Here is a 14931-nt window from a genome sequence, read left to right on the forward strand (position 1 = left end):
GGTCTGGATGACAGGGCCCTTTCCCTCAGGGGAGAAGGACGGTTACCCAAATAACATCGCGATGCGCGACGTGATCAGCCGCCAGAACAGCTTCGCCCCGAACGCCCGGTAGACCGGCGCATCACCGGGCAGCGGCAGGGTGGACGTGCGATATTGCGTCTGGGTCCGCATTTCGACGGGCGGGACATCACCGGCGAACCGACTGGCATAAGCCGAGGTCCAGTGGCCTTTTGCAAATTTCAGAAACATCGCGCTGTTGCAGCAGGAGGCGACCATCCGCCGGGTCGGGGTGTCGGGTGCATTCTGATAGCCGCGCAGCAGTTCCGCGCCTTTGACGCAGGAAAAGCGATCGTCGCGATAGGTCAGATAGTGGGTTCCGCTGTCTTCCTCGCGGACTTTGGCGGCACCGTCCAGCGCTTCCAGCATTTTGGCGCCCGCCTGACAGTCATCACAGTAGCAGACACCGCTGAGGATCGGCCCGCCGACAGCCTGACAGCGGACTTGGCCGCATTGGCAGGTGGAGATCAGGACTTGGTCGGCCATGGTGTTAAGGCTAGCGCATTTTCGATAATTCGTCACCCCGGACTTGATCCGGGGTCCAGAGCGGCAATGCGCTTACTGTGGTGCCTGCCGCTCTGGGTCCTGAAACAAGTTCAGGATGACGAATACCTCCTTAACGAACTCACAGGTGGCTAGGCGTAACTGACCACTTCCCACTCGATGCCGTTCCAGTCGAAGAAATAGAAGCGGCGGCCGGGATCGTAGTCGGCATGGCTGAACGGTTCGAGACCGGCAGCGATGACTTTCGCTTCCACCGCATCGAGATCATCGACGGTCACACCGATATGGTTCAGCGGCTCGCCCTTGTTGAAGGTGGGATCGGCCGCCCGCACATCCGGGTGGGTGTAGAGCGCGATATATTGATCCTCGGTACCGACATGGATCGTGTTGCCCCCGGCCATTGCCGGTCCTTCCCACCGGACTTGCCAGCCGAAAAGATCGTGCAGCAGATCGGCGCTCCGTTGCGGATCGGTGACCGTGATATTGGCGTGTTCCAGTTTTCCTTTGGTCATTTTTCATTTCCTTTCTCACTAATTGAATTGTTGATCCGCCACGGCGGGAAGCGGCGGTTCGTGCCGCCATGGAACAGGCAGAGCGGGTTCCCGGCTGGGTCGCGGAGCCGTGCTTCGCGCCAGCCCCAGCTCTGGTCTGTTGGCTGTGTTTCGAAGGCGATGCCGGCGGATTGCAGCTCGGCGACGGTTTCGTCGATATGATCGCATTCGAAATAGATGATGGTCGCCGGTTCGCCGACTGTCTCGACCGCGTGAAGCGAGAAGGTCTCGCCGCTGGCGGTCTCGAACCGTGCATATCGGGGCGGGGAGTCGACGATCTGGACGAGACCGAATTGGCGGTAAAATGCCACCGACCGGGCGTAATCGACGCATCCTACCGTGACCTGATTGAGTTTCATTTTCTGTCTTCCTCGCGTTGTTGACGGCGCTTGAATGGAAGAATTGGAAGCATGTTTGCCGCTTTTCCGGCGGCCTTTCGAGTCCGCCAATTCTCCATGCTTGCGATTCGTACAACCTCAAGCTAAGTTGAGGTCAAGAGATTATTTTCCTCTCCGTGCGCAGCATGGGGAGGAAAGAGTTGAAGGAAGCAACCAGTCATGCCCGAAACCAAAGCCCTCACCATCGGCGCGCTCGCTGCGCGGACCGGCTTGTCGGTCTCCGCGATCCGCTTCTACGAGGAAAAGGGCCTGATCGAACCGTTCCGTTCGGCTGGCGGCCAGCGGCGGTTCCTGCGCTCGGATATTCGCCGGTTGAGCTTCGTCCTGATTGCCCAGCAACTGGGGCTGACGATCGGGGAGATCGAAAAGCAGCTCGCCGGTCTGCCCCATGGGCGCACCCCGACCCAAGCCGACTGGACCCGGATCAGCAAGGCGATGCGCGGCGTGATCGACGGCCGGATTGCGGAGCTGGAGCGGACCCGCGACCGGCTTGATGGCTGCATCGGTTGTGGCTGTCTGAGCCTGCAGAAATGTGCGCTTTATAATCCGCAAGACCGGGCTGGGCTGAAGGGGCCGGGGCCGCGGCTGGTGCTGGGCGACTGAACGGCCTGTTGTTATCGCCGGCTGTCGGCGCAGGGAGTTTTTTTGAACGGGTGGGTTCATGGTCGGGAACGCTTGTCGATGTAACGCGTAGTCACTGGCATGAAACACTCAGAACTGCTCGACCAGAGTCGCCGAGCCAAACGCCAGGAAGAACTGCAGGAGGCCATCGCGTCGATGATCTCGCAGCCGCAGTTTCCCTGTGTCGGGGCCAAATCGGCGCTGGCGCGGGATAATCTCAAGGTGATTGCCGGGCACAGTCTCGGCAGCAATTGGGACGATTTGCAGATCCATCGCGAGTTGCTCGCCTGGGCACGGGAATATCGGGATTCGTCGGAAGGGTTGCGCAGCCTTGCCGTCATATTTGACGGGCCGACAGATCTGTCTGAATCCGAATTCGAGAAACTGTTGTGGGAGCGGATCCAGTCGATGGCGGACAAGGATGCCTGGCGCGGCCAGAGCTATGACGAACGGGTCAGCGCCGATCCCGATGATCCGCATTTTTCGCTCAGCTTTGGCGGTGAAGCCTTTTTCGTGATCGGCCTGCATCCCAACGCATCGCGGCCCGCCCGCCGTTTTTCCAACCCGGTTCTGGTGTTCAACCTGCATGACCAGTTCGAACGGCTCCGAGAACAAGGCAGCTATGACAAGATGCGCAAAACCATTCTGGCCCGCGACGAAAAGCTGGCCGGCGACATCAACCCGATGCTGGCCCGATATGGCGAGTCCAGCGAAGCGCGGCAATATAGTGGCCGCAAGGTCGACGATGACTGGCAATGTCCTTTCCAGGATCGGCGCAGCCTGTGAGCAGCTTTCGCATCGCGCCGCGCTCGGGTGTCGCATTCCGGTTGAGGAAAGGCGAACATCTTGACGTGATCGACCCGGATGGCGGGCAAGTTTCGGATCTGCTCGCCTTCAACGCCGACGATATCCGGGAGGTCCTGTCCAATGGCCGGACCTTCGATTATGAGGAAACCATCCAGCTGAGCGAAGGCAATTGCCTCTGGTCCAACCGCTCACGGCGGATGCTGACCCTGGTCGAGGACACGGTCGGGTCGCATGACTTTCTGCTGACGCCGTGCAGCGAGGATACGTTCAAGCATTTCTATCCCGACAAGCCGGTGCACCGCGGCTGTTTCGGAAATCTGGCGGAGGCTTTGGCCCCTTTCGGGGTCGAGAAAGACGCCATCCCCTGCGCTTTCAACGTCTTCATGAACGTGCCGGTCGATCAGGCTGGAAAGCTGGAAGTGCTGCCGCCGACCAGCAAGGCCGGCGACCGTTTGCGGTTGCGCGCGGAAATGGATCTGGTGATCGGATTGACGGCGTGCTCGGCTTACGCGTCGAATGGCGGTACGTTCAAGCCGATCGACTATCGGGTGCTGCCGAATGAGGCATCGCGAGCGCCAGAGGATTAAAGCTTTAGCGCCTTGCGCAATTTCTCGTTGATCCGGGCCGGGTGAGCGTGCCATCGGCGGGGCGGACGAATGTGCTGCCATTGCAAATGGCAGTCCAGCCAAACTGATCCTTCGGGGGATTACGGTGGCTAAAAATCCATGGAAAAGCAGCTTTAGCTTATCGCTCGTGACCGGGTTTCGCGGCTATTGAACAGGCAGAAAAATCCGGTGAATGTGGGGCCGAGAATGGCTCCGCCGGCGGCCAGAATATAGCCATGACCCACATCAAGATAGTGTTGGGGAATAACGTCCAGAGCATACCAGAGCGCATGCATCCATAGCAAAAGGACCGGTGCGAAGGCGAAGTTGGACGCAAAGACCATCACCTCACGCCACAGATTTTCCCGTCCCAGATTTTGGAAAAGCAATGCGATCATGGGGAAGGCAATCATCGATGTGCCGGAGACCAGATAGAATCCGCCGCCGGACGTCACGGCCATACTGGGCTCGCCCAGCCGCAATCCCCAAACTATCTGGAACGCGCCCGCCAGCACGGAGCTGACGTAGAAGGCGTTGCGCGCCAGTGACGATTTCTCGTCGCGGATCATCAGCCAAACGCCAGAGATGATCGCTATGCAGAGCGCAGTCGTGAAAATGATGTTCTGGAGGGTTTGGCCATCAAACAATGCCGAGTCCGCAGCCAATGTGCTGGCAGGAACGATAGTATTTGCAACGATCCAGCTGCCGAGTCCGGGAAAGGCCAGATATTGTGCCACTGCTGTGATCACGCCGATCGTGGCCAGGAAGGTGACCGAGGTCGCAAGGGGACGACCGGGGGGTGTGATGGCTATGGGTCGGGGTCGGACAGGCGAAGACGCCCGGTTCCAGGCAAAGATCAGATAGCCAATCAGCAAGCTCTGCCAGAAGGTCAGGATATTGACCAGATTATTGACTTCTCCCTGTGTGAGGTGCGGATAGATTGATCCGAATATTATCCAGTCCAGACGCTGTATCGGGGCATTGATAAAGGCTACAAATGTGTAGACCTGAAAGCCAAGATGCAGAGCGAAGTTGCGTTTCCTGATGAAGTAAATTGCCAGCGTCTGGGTGATCAGGGTGCTGATCACCAGGAACCAGAGCTGGATGTAGAATGTAAAACCCTGAAAGGTGTTTTCCACGCCGGCGTGCAGCAGCTGATAGACGCTGGCAAAAATCATCGTGTAGACCGCCAATATATAGGCCCCGCCGATGGTGCGATGGGCTTTGCGGTAGTTTCTGCGGAAAGCTGGCCAGAACTGGAATATCCCCAGGATGATACAGGCGCCGCCCAGAAACATATGCACGCTCAGCACGGATTTTTGCAGGTCCGGCATCGATGCATAATAGCGTGTCGGATCGGTTGTCCCGTTCGAGCCAAAACCGAAATAGGTGCCGGTAATGCCGGCCATGAAATTGTTCCAATAGGGATAGGCCTGCCGGGCCTCTGCTGCGACCTCGGCATAAGGCGCGCCCGCGTTGCTCTTGGCCTCGACATTGTCGAGCATGGCGATGTGGCTTTCATCGAAGTTGGATGGCAGAATATGCTTGCCGGCCTCCATTGCCATGAACGCGTAAAATACAATGCCCAGCGCGAAGACAATCCAGATCAGGTTCAGGCTCGATGCCATTGGACGCGACAGAATTTTCATCTCTTTCTCCGGAATATTTCGTCCAACTTGCCTGTCTGCTTATAGACCATGATGTTGCATGCGCAACATTAAGTTGTATATGCAACATCATGGTCTATTGTCTTGTTTCCTCCAGCCAAAGCGGATAGCAAAATCTATGGCATCTCCACCGGCAGACATATTGCCTTCGACCATGTTCCTGTCGGAAGTCGAGGACGAGCAGACGGGAAAGCTGATGCAGACGATCAGTCTTTCGCGCAGCCCCCTGGCTTTGCTTTCCTTTGCTGCAAACCGTTTTACCGGCGCTGCCGCAGCCTATTTTCAGGAACAAAATGATCTGGGGTCCGTGGACTGGCGCATGCTGTTCATACTCGCACAGCAGCCCGGCATTACTGCGGCGCGCGCATCTGAAACAATCGTCGTCGACAAAGGATCGGTCAGTCGTTGCCTGCACCGGCTGGCAAAAAGAAAGCTGGCTTTTGCGGGCGAACTGCACGCCAATGGACGAAGCCGCGGCTGGCATCTCACCGAGTCCGGTCGCGATATGCACAACGCGATATTGCATGTGGCTCTGGAAAAACAGCAACAGCTTTTGCACGGCTTCGCACCGGCAGAAGTAGAGCAACTGTGCACGCTTATTCAGCGCTTTCTTGACAATCTCGAAGCGGTTGAAACCGGAGCGGATGACCGGGGCTGATCGGCTAAGCCGGACTTTTAGGCTGGTGTCGGGGTTCGACAGGCTCACCCCTAACGGATGTCGGGTTGTCAGAGCGGCCATCTTGAGAACTTGATAGAAGCGGTCAATCGGCGTTTTCCGTTAGCCCTGAGCTTGTCGAAGGGCGTCTATCGATTAATAACAGTCATGGCCTTCTACGCCTACATATTGAAATGTTCAGACCACAGTTTCTACACCGGTCATACCGACAATCTGGAGCAACGCGTTGCCCAGCATCAGAGCGGTATCTTTACCGGATATACGTATAAAAGACGCCCCGTGGAGCTGGTCTGGTCCGAGAATTTCCCGACCCGTTACGAGGCTTTGGAGGCCGAGAAACGGATCAAGGGCTGGACGAGAGCCAAAAAACAGGCGCTGATCGATGGTGACTGGGATTTGCTCTGTGCGCTTGCCAGAAACCGCAGCGATAGATGATAGGCGTCCTTCGACAGGCTCAGGACTGACGGTGCAGGGATAGTGATCATGAATTCCGTTAGCCCTGAGCCTGTCGAAGGGCGCTGCGCGGCGCAACGGGCAGGTGACTGAAACCTATTATTTCGGCCGACCGGGAACCGTATTGACAGACCAGAGGCGGGGTTCGACAGGCTCACCCCTGACGGCAGAGGTCGGCACGGTTTTCAAATAGCTTTGGATGTGGGCCGCGGTCATCGTGGCTGCTTCAGAACCACCATCCGGCATACCCATATAGTTTTGCTCAATATCAACCAAATGATCGACAACTTCTTCTTGAGGTGCGTTATGCCAAATCATGCCTGCCGCTCGGAGCAGATAGGTATCATATTCGTCTTCGCAATCTTCCCGATGGTCCTTGAGTCCAATCGGATCCCAAAACGCCCACCCAATTTCTCTCAACTGGGAGATTTTTATCTTAGGTCTGGCATTTCGCAAGGACACAACTCACTCCGCCGCCAGCAATTCTTCCGCAGCGTTCAGATCGACCGACACCAGCTGTGAAATCCCGCGTTCGATCATGGTGACGCCGAACAGGCGGTGCATACGGCTCATGGTTACGGCATTGTGGGTGACGATCAGGTAGCGGGTGTTGGTCTCGGCGACCATCTTGTCGAGCAGGTCGCAGAACCGCTCGATATTGGCGTCATCGAGCGGCGCATCGACCTCGTCGAGGACGCAGATTGGTGCCGGATTGGTTAGAAATAATCCAAATATAAGTGCCACAGCGGTTAGCGCCTGTTCGCCGCCCGATAGCAAAGTCAGCGAGGTAAGCTTTTTGCCCGGTGGCTGGGCCATGATCTCGAGGCCCGCCTGCAGCGGATCGTCGCTGTTGATCATTTCCAGATGGGCCTTGCCGCCGTTGAACAGGGTTGCGAACAGGCGCTGGAAATGGCGGTCGACTTCCTCGAAGGCGGCGAGCAGCCGTTGCCGGCCCTCGCGGTTGAGGCTGCCGATCGAACCGCGCAACTGGTGGATTGCCTCGTTCAGGTCCTGGCTTTCCTTCGTCGATATTTCCCACTCGCCTTCCAGTTCAGCCAGCTCGTCGGCGGCGACCAGATTGACCGGACCGATGCGTTCACGGCTGAGAGTGAGCCGCTCGAGCTCCGCCGATTCTTCGGATGCATCGCCGACGCCATGTTCGTCGAATTCCAGCTTCTTGGGCAATACCACAGCGGGGCATTCGAATTTTTCAGAGGAAATGCGGCCCATTTCCATGCGGCGCAAATCCTGGTTTTCGGCGCGTGCCTTGGCGCCGGCGCGCAATTCGCGGGCCTGGCTGAGCAATTCGCTGGCCTGATTGAGCCGGTCCTCATGGTCGCGCTGGGCGAGTTCGGCGGCCTGCAGCGCCGCGTCCTTTTCCACGACCTTGGCATCCAGCGCTTCCTGTTGTTCGGTCAACCGGGTCACTTCCACCTCGATCACCCGCGGACGATCGGCGAGATTTTCGACTTCGGTCTCGATCATCTTGGCGCGTTTGGCCATTTCGGCCATGCGCGCTTCGGCTTCTCCCGAGCGGTCCTGCCAGGACCGGATCTGAGCGCTGGCAACGGCTTTCTGCTCCTTCACCTGCGCCAGTTTCTGGTCGATTCCGGAGAGCGCCGCCTGCGCCGCCATGACCTGCTGCCGCGCTGTATCGCGCTGGTCCTGCAGAGCGGCGCGGGCTTTTTCCTGCGATGCGCCATCGGGCTGACCGGCGCGTTCCTTCTGTGCGGCTTGCAACTCGGCGAGCGCTGTGGCGGCTTCCGCCTTCAGCGCCGCGTCACGCTCGGCGAGGCTGGCCGTACGCTTTTGCAGCCAGGCCAGCGCTTCTTCCGCCTGATCGGCTTCGCGCAGCGCCTGTCGCAGGGCTTCCTCGGCGTCGCGTTGCGCAGTGCGCGCGTCGCCCAGCGCCGTCTCGATCGTCGATATTGTCTCGCGCCGCTCGACAAGCGCCGCTTCCGCGCCGGCAACCTTGGTGCCGGCAGGGACCAGCAGGTCCTGCAATTCCCGCAACCGGTTGGCGCGGACCAGCCGCTCGGCGCTGGCATTGCCATCGTCACGGGCGACAAAACCGTCCCAGCGGCGCAGCGCTCCCGCTCTGGTCACCAGCCGCTGGCCGACCGCAAGCCTCTGGCCGGTGTCGCTCCCAGCAACAAAAATCTGCGACAGACGATTGTGCAGTTCCGTCGGAGCCTGGACCTTGTCGAGCAGGCTCTCTGTGCCGTCAGGGCCCTCGGCGGAAACGACAATATCTGCTCCGGCCCAGAAGCGGTCGCCATCTTCGCCGATCGATGCCAGCAGGTCATCACCCAGCGCCGCCGCTAGCGCCCGTTCATAGCCCGGTGCCGGCTTTACCTGATCGATTGCCTTGTTTGTGCTTTCGGCCCTGGACAGTTCCCGATCCAGCGCGTCATGTTCGGATTGCAGGCCGGCCAGTTCGGCTTTCAGCGTGGCGAGGCCGGATTGTGCGGCATCGCGTGCGGCCGTTGCCTCGACCCGCTGTTCCTCCAGCGATGCGATGCTGCCGATGCTGCTTTCGGCTGCCTTTTGCGCCGCGTCGCGTACCGCAACCGCCTCGGCCAGGGCCGCCTGTAACTCTCCTTCATCGCCCATCTCGGCGCGTTCGGCGTTCAGCCGGTCCAGCTCCACTGCCAGCCGGTCGTGGCGTGTCTGTGCGGCATCGACGGCGGCATTGGCGACTTTGATTTCCGCCTGAATCCGCGCTTCTTCGGCGACCGCCTTGGCCAGCTCGACCTCGGCTTCGCTGGCCGCGCGTTCCGATCGTTCTACAGCGCGTTCGAGATCGGGCCGTTCCTGGTTCAGGTCGGTCAGTTCCGTTGCCAGCCGCTTTTCGTCCTGTTCGAGCCGGGCCAGAGCCTCCATCGCATCCCGGGTCAACTGGTCTTCGCGGGCATTGTCCTCATGGATGCGCTGCGCCTGTGCCTGCAGGTCGAGCAGCCGCGATTTCAGATTGTCGCGTTCATTGGTCAAAGTCAGCAGCCGGTGGCTGGACTCGCTGGCTTCCTCGCGTGTGCGCTGCACTTCGGCGCGCAAAACACCAAGCGCCTTGGCGCTTTCATTCTGTGCGGCAACCGCGGCCCGCTGTTCATTCTGCGCGGCAGTGACTTTTGCTTCCGCCGCCTCGGCTTCCGCCTTGGCGGCATCAGAGGCCGCTGCTGCCTCTTTCCAGCGCGCATAGATCAGGCGTCCTTCGACGAGCGTGATTTCCGCGCTCAGTTTCCTGTAGCGTTCTGCCTGCTTTGCCTGCCGCCGCAGATTGGCGGCGCGCTGCTCCATGTCGCCGAGGATATCGTCGAGGCGCGCCAGGTTTTTTTCCGCTGCGCGCAATTTCTGTTCGGCATCCTTGCGCCGGACATGAAGGCCCGAGATTCCCGCCGCTTCCTCCAGCATTTCGCGGCGCGCTTCGGGCTTGGAGGAAATGATGTTGGAAATCTTACCCTGGCTCACCAGGGCAGGGCTGTGCGCGCCAGTGGCGGCATCGGCGAAGATCAGCGCGATATCCTTGGCCCGGACATCGGTGCCATTGGCACGATAGGCAGAGCCCGCGCCACGCTCGATCCGGCGGACGATTTCCAGTTCGCTGTCATTGTCGCCGGCGTGGAGCGAGGATACGTCATTGGTTTCGCGCTCGGCGGTCAGCGCGACTTCGGCAAATTGACGCTCGGGCCGGTCCTGGGTGCCGGCGAAGATCACATCCTCCATGCCGCCGCCGCGCATCGACTTGGCGCTATTTTCGCCCATCACCCAGCGGATGGCCTCGAGCAGATTCGATTTGCCGCAACCATTGGGGCCGACCACCCCGGTCAGCCCTTTTTCAATGCGCAGTTCTGTGGGGTCGACAAAGCTTTTGAAGCCCGAGAGTCTGAGCTTCTTTATTTGCACGGAATGTCTCCCGCGCCGACTGTGTCAGTCACCCCTTGCAATGCGCGCCCCCTCTTGCGACTGGTCCAGCGCCTATCTGACGCCGGCCTCCTTCAGTTTCGCTTCGACCATGGCCCAGTTGGTGCCGTCAATCTTCTGCCCGTTGAGCAGGAAGGTCGGAGTTCCCTGGATATCATATTCCTCGACCGCTTTCTGCGTATTGTTCATCAGTGCTTCGGCTGCTGCGCTGTCGGCGAGACAGGCCTTGGCCTGATCCTCCGAAATGCCACGCTGCTGGAAGAAGCTGATCAGACCGAGTTCGTCGGCAAGACGGACAAAACGGGTATCCGGTGCCGAGCCGAGAATGTTGCTGTAGGTTGCTTCGCCCATGGCCTGGGCTTTCTCGAACATCGTCGCCTGGTAGCTCAAGGCCTGTTCGGTCAGCGGGAAAAACGGCCCTTCGCCGCCGCAGCGGGACAGGATCGCTGCGGAGAGATCGAGCGGATCACGCACGAAATTGCGAATTTCAAAACTGACCCGGCCGCTTTCGACATAATTGTCGCGCAGGGGCACAAAGGCCTGTTCGCCGAAGTCCTTGCAGTGCGAGCAGGTGATCGACATATATTCGACCAGCTTGAGCGGTGCGTCGGGATTGCCCATGACGATGCCGCCGGCTTCGGTTTTCGAAACCGTTTCAGACCATTTCTGTCCGGCGGGCGCCTCGACCGCTTCGATCGAACCGGCAGCGCTGGCTCCGGCCTCGCTCTCGCTTGCTTCGCCGCAAGCAGTCAGCGCCAGTGCAAGGGCCAAAGGTGCAATATAGTTGAATGTGCGCATATTCTGTTCCTGCTGTGATGAATGGATCAAATGTCTATCGCGGAAGGCCCGCCAATTTCGGTTGCAATGCTGTCCAGCTATGGACTTTGGCGAGCGGTTGGTCGCCGATCGTGAAGCTTGGTGTGCCGGTCAGCTTGAGCGTGGTCCTGGCATATTCCGTCATCGCCAGAATCTTGTCCTGTGCGGTCTTGTCCGCAAGACAGGCGTCGATCTGGGCATCGGTAAAGCCGCGGCCCTTCATCAGTACGTCAAGACCGGCGGCCTTGCTGATTTTCTTGAGCCGCTGGGGAACGGTCCCTTCGTTGAGCGTCTTCATCACCTCGGGAGAAGCCGACTGGAATGTCTTCAGCCATTCGGACTGCTGCATCAGCAGCGCGCGGTGATTGCCGAAGAATCGGGTGCGGCCGCCGCAGCGGGCCAGCATCGCGGCCGTCAGGTCAATCGGATTGAGCACCAGATTGCGCACTTCGAAGCTGACATGGCCCTTGTTGACGAAATTGCTGATCAGGGGGCTGTGGGACTCTTTTTCAAAGGCCGCACAATGATTGCAGGTGTAGCTCATATATTCGGTCAGCTTGTGCCGGGCGAGGGGATTGCCCATGACATGGCCGCCCATGGTCGACTGGGTCACTCGCTTGGACCAGTCGGTCTGCTGCGCGGAAGCCGGTGCAACCATCACGATCGATGCTGCCAATGCCGAAGCAAGATACGCGCTTCTGTACGTCATGTCTGGTCCTTCTTCTTGTCGCCGCCACCGATCTTGCCGATGATCTTTATGCTTTTCTGCGCTTCTTTCTTAGGGTCCGCTTCCGCCTTTGCAACTGCCGATGCGAGCGACTCCAGCACCCGGTTCAGCTCCGCGTCACCGATGTCGCGCAGATTCTCGCCGAGCTGGATGGGCGCGGGCTTTAACGAAGCGGGCAGGGGAACCCGTTTTTCCCTGTCTTTTCTTGGCGTTACGGTGCCCTGCCTGAATCTAATCTGACTGACAGCGCCATAGCCGAAGAAGCGGTTGACCCGTTCGATTATGTCCGGCGCGATATGTTGCATCATGGTCGCATAAGCGCCGCCAACGAGCAGATGCAGCGTGCCGCCCTCTTTTTCACCGCGCGGAAAACGGATCGATTCGGGGAGGGAAACATCGGCATAGCGTTCGCCGACAATCTCTGCCCATCGGCTGACTACCGAAGACTGGATGAAGCCATAGCGGCGAAAGGCGGCGCGGCCGATTTCGGGCATCAGGTCGGAAATGCTTTTCGCAGGGCCACCGCGGGGGCGCTGATATTTCTGATATGTTCTGGCAGCCGGTTTTTTAGTGGCTTTTTTCGGTGATTTTGCGGACGCAGCTTTACCCTTTTCGACGGTTTTCGCCCTTTTATCTCCAATATTGCCAATTTTCTTCGCCATTATGCCCTTTTATGGCATGGCGCGGCCATGGCCGTCGATAGCTTCTCCGTCAAAGCCCGTAAAATTTCTGCCAATATCGGTGCACATTATGTGGATAAGGCGCGCAAGCTGCCTTGGCGATCGCCGCCGGGCAGCAATTTGCCCGATCCCTATCATGTCTGGCTGTCCGAAGTCATGCTGCAGCAGACGACGGTCGCGGCGGTCAAAAGCTATTTCGAGAAATTCACTACGCGCTGGCCGACGGTACAGGACCTGGCGCGGGCGGATGAATCGGATGTGATGGCCGCATGGGCCGGCCTCGGCTATTATGCGCGGGCCCGCAATCTTCGCAAATGTGCGGTGTATATCACTGAAAACAAAGGCGGAGTCTTTCCTCAGAAAGAGTCTGAGCTTCTGAAATTGCCCGGTGTCGGCGCCTATACCGCGGCGGCGATTGCCGCGATTGCCTTTGGCGCGCGGGCGGTGGTGGTGGACGCCAATATCGAGCGGCTGGTGGCGCGGCTGTTCGCCATCGACACGCCGCTGCCCAAGGGCAAGGCCAAAATCCGCACTGCGATGGACGCGATCACCCCGCGGCACGGGGCCGGTGATTTTGCCCAGGCCTGCATGGATATCGGCGCGACGATCTGCACATCGAAAAATCCGAAATGTGCCAACTGTCCGGTGCAGAAAGAATGCGTGGCTTTCGCCAATGGCAATATGGAATTCTATCCGGTCAAGCCGCCGAAAAAAGCCAAGCCGGTTCGCCGCGCGCGCTTTTTCTGGATCGAGCAGGAGGGCCGCCTATTGCTCGCCACCCGGCCGGACAAAGGAATGCTCGGCGGGATGCGGGCGCTGCCCGATGATGGCTGGGCGGCGGGCAAAGATGGTCATGCCTCACCGCCGATATCCGGAGAATGGCGGGTCCACGACAATGTCATTCAGCACAGCTTCACCCATTTTTCGCTCGAAGTGGATTTGGCAGTTTATCAGGACGAGAAAATCGTTACTAACAAGGATGACAATATCTGGTGGCCGCTGGATGATATCGCGGAGGCGGGTTTGCCCACCCTATATGCCAAGGCCGTACGATGGAAAATGAAGGAAGAAAAATGACCGCTGACAGAATCGCTACATCTTCGCTTGGCCCTTCTTTTTCCCGGCGATCCGTGCTCGGTGGTATCGGGGTTGGTGCCTTTCTGGCCGGCATGCCCTCGATTGCGCTTGCGCGTGAGGCGGGCAATAATTTTCCCGGCCTGACCAAAATCATCAACCAATATGTTGCGGAAAAGAAAGTTGCCGGCATGATGGCAATGATCGGCTTTGGCCAGCAGGTGCCGGAAGTCATTACCGCCGGATCACAGAAACTGGGCGGCGACAGGCCGGTGGGCCCCGATACATTGTGGCGAATGTATTCGCAGACCAAGCCGGTAACCGGCATGGCCACGATGATGCTGGTCGAAGATGGCCTGATCTCGCTTGACCAGCCGCTGTCTGATATCTTTCCCGAATTTGCCGACATGCAGGTACTGGTCGATCCCGAAGGTGCGATCGACAATGTGGAACCGGCCAAGGCCCCGATCACCATCCGCCAGTTGCAAACCCACACGGCCGGTCTGGGCTATACGATCATATCCAAGGGGCCGATCCAGAAGGCCTATCTGGCCGCTGGTCTGACCCCGGGACGCGTTAGCCGCAATCCGATCCCCGGTGTGGATGCCGGCGCGCCGACGCCGGACATCATGACCTTCGTCAAGCGCCTGTCGGAACTGCCGCTGGTCTATCAGCCCGGCACGCAGTGGAGCTATTCGCTCAGCCACGATGTCCTGAGCGCGGTGATCGAGAAGGTTTCGGGTAAACCGCTTGACCAGTTCCTGCAGGAGCGGATGTTCGGGCCATTGGGCATGAACAGCATTTTCTATCAGGTCCCGGCTGATCGGGCGGCTGATCTGGCCGACAATTATGCGCCGTTCGCCGGATCGCTGATCCCGATCGACCCCGGTGCGTCGAGCATCTATCTCGACAAGCCGGCCTTTTCTTTCGGCAGTACCGGTCTGGTCGGTACCGCCGGCGATTATGACAAGTTCCTGCAGATGATCCTCGGCTTCGGCAGAGTGGGCGATGTGCAGGTGATGAAGCCCGAAACGGTCAAGCTCGGCATCTCCAATCTGCTGCCCGAGACGGCCAGCACGGCGGGCACCTGGGTCGCCAATCACGGCTTTGGTGCGGGTGGCCGTTCCGGTCTCGGCACCGATGTCAGTCCGGCCGGTACATTTGGCTGGGGCGGCGCAGCCGGGACATCGGCCTTTGTCGACACCGTGCGGGGACTGCGGGCGGGCGGTTATACGCAGTATATTCCGTCAAACAGCTATCCCTTCCAGTCGGATTTTCCGAAATATGTCTATGCCGACCTTACCGGTGCGGCGCAGGCCGGGGCGGGCAAGACCAGCCCCTGAGGGCAGAAAAAATTCTCCCCCTTGCAGGGAG

General features: G+C 59.2%; 16 protein-coding genes. 7 read left to right on the plus strand and 9 right to left on the minus strand.

Features of this window, described 5'->3' with window-relative positions:
* Nucleotides 1–42: 42 nt before the first annotated feature.
* The 3 genes from SPHFLASMR4Y_RS16110 to SPHFLASMR4Y_RS16120 all read right to left on the minus strand — a co-directional run bounded on the left by SPHFLASMR4Y_RS16110 (nucleotide 43) and on the right by SPHFLASMR4Y_RS16120 (nucleotide 1471).
* Entirely contained in the window at nucleotides 43–543 is a 501-nt protein-coding gene (locus SPHFLASMR4Y_RS16110) for a GFA family protein (RefSeq protein ID WP_089134459.1), read from the minus strand.
* Between the two features lie 149 nt (nucleotides 544–692).
* Nucleotides 693–1073 carry a VOC family protein gene (locus tag SPHFLASMR4Y_RS16115; RefSeq protein WP_089134460.1) on the minus strand — a complete coding sequence of 127 codons (381 nt, stop codon included), beginning with the start codon at nucleotides 1071–1073 and terminating at the stop codon, nucleotides 693–695.
* Nucleotides 1070–1471 (minus strand): VOC family protein, encoded by a 402-nt coding sequence (locus tag SPHFLASMR4Y_RS16120; RefSeq protein WP_089134461.1) that lies wholly within the window; start codon nucleotides 1469–1471, stop codon nucleotides 1070–1072. The genes SPHFLASMR4Y_RS16115 and SPHFLASMR4Y_RS16120 overlap by 4 nt, the downstream gene beginning before the upstream one ends.
* Before the next feature lie 198 nt (nucleotides 1472–1669).
* Here SPHFLASMR4Y_RS16120 and soxR point away from each other — a divergent pair, with 198 nt between their 5' ends.
* The 3 genes from soxR (at nucleotide 1670) to SPHFLASMR4Y_RS16135 (ending at nucleotide 3525) form a co-directional block, all read left to right on the plus strand.
* Nucleotides 1670–2113, plus strand: coding sequence for a redox-sensitive transcriptional activator SoxR (gene soxR / locus SPHFLASMR4Y_RS16125; protein WP_089134462.1), 444 nt, complete (start codon nucleotides 1670–1672; stop codon nucleotides 2111–2113).
* 99 nt (nucleotides 2114–2212) lie between these two features.
* On the plus strand, nucleotides 2213–2917 hold the full coding sequence (gene gntA / locus SPHFLASMR4Y_RS16130) for a guanitoxin biosynthesis heme-dependent pre-guanitoxin N-hydroxylase GntA (RefSeq protein ID WP_089134463.1): 705 nt from the start codon (nucleotides 2213–2215) through the stop codon (nucleotides 2915–2917).
* Entirely contained in the window at nucleotides 2887–3525 is a 639-nt protein-coding gene (locus SPHFLASMR4Y_RS16135) for a DUF1989 domain-containing protein (protein ID WP_089134464.1), read from the plus strand. Before gntA ends, SPHFLASMR4Y_RS16135 begins: the two co-directional genes overlap by 31 nt.
* A gap of 152 nt (nucleotides 3526–3677) precedes the next feature.
* On the opposite strand, the gene SPHFLASMR4Y_RS16140 is transcribed toward SPHFLASMR4Y_RS16135, so the two are convergent.
* A complete protein-coding gene (locus SPHFLASMR4Y_RS16140) occupies nucleotides 3678–5192 on the minus strand; it encodes a DUF2306 domain-containing protein (RefSeq protein WP_089134465.1) in 1515 nt (504 codons plus the stop codon).
* 136 nt (nucleotides 5193–5328) lie between these two features.
* On the opposite strand from SPHFLASMR4Y_RS16140, the gene SPHFLASMR4Y_RS16145 reads away from it, so the two are divergent.
* Entirely contained in the window at nucleotides 5329–5868 is a 540-nt protein-coding gene (locus SPHFLASMR4Y_RS16145; RefSeq protein ID WP_089134466.1) for a MarR family winged helix-turn-helix transcriptional regulator, read from the plus strand.
* A gap of 186 nt (nucleotides 5869–6054) precedes the next feature.
* Nucleotides 6055–6321, plus strand: coding sequence for a GIY-YIG nuclease family protein (locus SPHFLASMR4Y_RS16150; RefSeq protein WP_260807006.1), 267 nt, complete (start codon nucleotides 6055–6057; stop codon nucleotides 6319–6321).
* A 117-nt stretch (nucleotides 6322–6438) separates the two neighbouring features.
* Here the strand turns inward: SPHFLASMR4Y_RS16150 and SPHFLASMR4Y_RS16155 are convergent, their stop codons facing one another.
* From SPHFLASMR4Y_RS16155 to SPHFLASMR4Y_RS16175, 5 genes are all read right to left on the minus strand, one after another.
* Nucleotides 6439–6801, minus strand: a complete 363-nt coding sequence (locus SPHFLASMR4Y_RS16155) for a hypothetical protein (RefSeq protein ID WP_145955575.1) — start codon at nucleotides 6799–6801, stop codon at nucleotides 6439–6441.
* A 3-nt stretch (nucleotides 6802–6804) separates the two neighbouring features.
* A complete protein-coding gene (smc, locus tag SPHFLASMR4Y_RS16160; RefSeq protein WP_089134469.1) occupies nucleotides 6805–10242 on the minus strand; it encodes a chromosome segregation protein SMC in 3438 nt (1145 codons plus the stop codon).
* Nucleotides 10243–10314: 72 nt separating this feature from the next.
* Nucleotides 10315–11058: a thioredoxin domain-containing protein gene (locus tag SPHFLASMR4Y_RS16165; RefSeq protein WP_089134950.1), complete on the minus strand. Its 744-nt coding sequence runs from the start codon at nucleotides 11056–11058 to the stop codon at nucleotides 10315–10317.
* 34 nt (nucleotides 11059–11092) lie between these two features.
* Nucleotides 11093–11785 carry a DsbA family protein gene (locus tag SPHFLASMR4Y_RS16170; protein ID WP_089134470.1) on the minus strand — a complete coding sequence of 231 codons (693 nt, stop codon included), beginning with the start codon at nucleotides 11783–11785 and terminating at the stop codon, nucleotides 11093–11095.
* Nucleotides 11782–12465 carry a DUF721 domain-containing protein gene (locus tag SPHFLASMR4Y_RS16175; RefSeq protein ID WP_089134471.1) on the minus strand — a complete coding sequence of 228 codons (684 nt, stop codon included), beginning with the start codon at nucleotides 12463–12465 and terminating at the stop codon, nucleotides 11782–11784. Before SPHFLASMR4Y_RS16175 ends, SPHFLASMR4Y_RS16170 begins: the two co-directional genes overlap by 4 nt.
* Before the next feature lie 27 nt (nucleotides 12466–12492).
* Here SPHFLASMR4Y_RS16175 and SPHFLASMR4Y_RS16180 point away from each other — a divergent pair, with 27 nt between their 5' ends.
* Complete coding sequence (locus tag SPHFLASMR4Y_RS16180; protein ID WP_089134472.1) at nucleotides 12493–13560, plus strand: A/G-specific adenine glycosylase; 1068 nt, start codon at nucleotides 12493–12495, stop codon at nucleotides 13558–13560.
* Nucleotides 13557–14900, plus strand: coding sequence for a serine hydrolase domain-containing protein (locus SPHFLASMR4Y_RS16185; RefSeq protein ID WP_089134473.1), 1344 nt, complete (start codon nucleotides 13557–13559; stop codon nucleotides 14898–14900). The genes SPHFLASMR4Y_RS16180 and SPHFLASMR4Y_RS16185 overlap by 4 nt, the downstream gene beginning before the upstream one ends.
* The last annotated feature ends 31 nt before the right edge of the window (nucleotides 14901–14931 follow it).

Source organism: Sphingorhabdus sp. SMR4y (genome assembly GCF_002218195.1).
Taxonomy (GTDB): domain Bacteria; phylum Pseudomonadota; class Alphaproteobacteria; order Sphingomonadales; family Sphingomonadaceae; genus Parasphingorhabdus.